Origin of the sequence: Desertibacillus haloalkaliphilus (genome assembly GCF_019039105.1) — a bacterium.
Classification (GTDB): Bacteria; Bacillota; Bacilli; order Bacillales; family KJ1-10-99; genus Desertibacillus; species Desertibacillus haloalkaliphilus.
The window spans coordinates 1-404 of record NZ_JAHPIV010000227.1 but is presented as its reverse complement, the minus strand read 5'-3'; the positions used below and the strand labels follow the sequence as shown (position 1 = coordinate 404).

General features: G+C 48.0%; 1 protein-coding gene. It reads left to right on the top strand.

The features are described from left to right. The coding region (locus tag KH400_RS29865) for a hypothetical protein (RefSeq protein WP_217228176.1) at nt 1–404 on the top strand (404 nt) is incomplete at both ends.

Genomic DNA, 404 nt, shown 5'->3' with positions numbered 1-404 from the left:
AGAGGGAAGGGAGGGAGGGGGAAGGGGGGAAGAGGGGGGGAGGAAAAGGGAAAGGGGAAAAGAGGGGAAAAGAAGGGAAGAGAGAAAGGGGAAAAGAAAAAAAAAAAAGAAAAAAAAGAAAAAAGGGGGAGGAAGGAGGGGGGAAAAAAGAAAGAGGAAAAAAGAGGGGGAAAGAGGGAAGAAGAAAGGGGAGAAAGAGGGGGAGGGGGGAAAAAGGAAGGGAGGAAGAGGGAGGAAGAAAGGAAGGAAAGGAAAGAAAAGGAAAGAGAAGAAAAAAGAGAGAAGAAGGGAGGAAGAAAAAAAAAAAAAGAGGGGGGGGAAAAGAGGGAAGAAAGGGGGGGAGAGGGGGAAGGAAGGAAGAAGAAAGGAGAAGGAAGAGAGAAAGGGGGAAAAAGAGAGAGGGG